This window comes from Curvivirga aplysinae (genome assembly GCF_009711445.1).
GTDB classification, from domain to species: Bacteria; Pseudomonadota; Alphaproteobacteria; order UBA8366; family Aestuariispiraceae; genus Curvivirga; species Curvivirga aplysinae.
Map to the genome: position 1 here is coordinate 1 of NZ_SMMC01000116.1, position 1,095 is coordinate 1,095.

Consider the following 1,095-nt stretch of genomic DNA (forward strand, 5'->3'; position numbering starts at 1 on the left):
AAGATATCGTGTACGATGAAGTAAACTGTACCATTCGTATCTTAAAAAAATGCGGAACAGAGATACAGATGCCGATGCTTTCCTCTGGAGAAAAACAAATTGTATCACTGTTCTCCCATCTATATCTTGATCAAGACGTTACAAATATAATTTTCATTGACGAACCAGAATTATCTCTATCTGTTGACTGGCAACGTTTATTCTTACCTGATATTGAAGAAACCGGAACTTGCGGGCTTATTGCTGCAGTAACACATTCCCCATTTATTTTTGAGAATTCATTCGATGACTACGCTGTCGACTTAGAACTTCAAGGAAAAGTAGAAGTGAGGAAGAACAATTGAGTCACTTGGCAAAAATGAGAGAAAGCCGTCGCACATTAAACTCGGTTCTTCTAAAGTTCCGAACGGCTATATCGCCTAAGAGAAAACAATTCTTCTCTTTTTTCGAGGGAGAAGAGGATATCGTCTTCTATTCAAAATTAATTAAAAAACATACGCCTTCCGACGTCGAGAACCATTTCATAATTTGTGATGGAAAGAAAGGTGTATTGGATGTACGAGATCTGTTAGCTAAAAGATTCCCTCAAATCCTCAATGTTTCCTTTTTTGTAGATAAAGATCATGATGAATATGTTGGGAACACAAGAGCAATTTCAAATGACACTTTTGTGACGTGTCAGTACTCAATTGAAAATTATTTATGCTCAAGAAGCGTAATAAACCATTTTCTAACGGAACATATTTTACTTGCAGAAGATGAACTGATATCGACTGAAACAATAAATTCTTTTGAAAACTCGTATAAAATCTTTGAAGATAAGATGCGTCCACTTTCAGCTATGATTATTGCTTTAAGACGAAGACGAGCAACTACAAATTTAAATAACTTGGTTCTAAAAAATCTTTTTAAATTTGATAAAAACTTAAACCTGATCCCTCAAACCAAACGATCATCTACTTTAATTCGTCAAATTACCAATGATAAAAAAGGGGCAAGCTATGCTGAAGTTGCTCCAATAAACAGAGATTTAAAATTAAAGCATGCAAAAACATTCATTAGAGGGAAATATGATTTATGGTTCCTAATTGAATT

2 protein-coding genes are annotated in these 1,095 nt (G+C 34.2%); both read left to right on the plus strand.

Annotated features, from left to right (window positions below):
* Nucleotides 1–344 (plus strand): AAA family ATPase (locus tag E1160_RS03170; protein ID WP_155153548.1); only part of this gene is annotated, 344 nt, incomplete at its 5' end.
* The coding region (locus E1160_RS03175) for a DUF4435 domain-containing protein (protein ID WP_155153549.1) at nucleotides 341–1,095 on the plus strand (755 nt) is incomplete at its 3' end. The genes E1160_RS03170 and E1160_RS03175, both read left to right, overlap by 4 nt.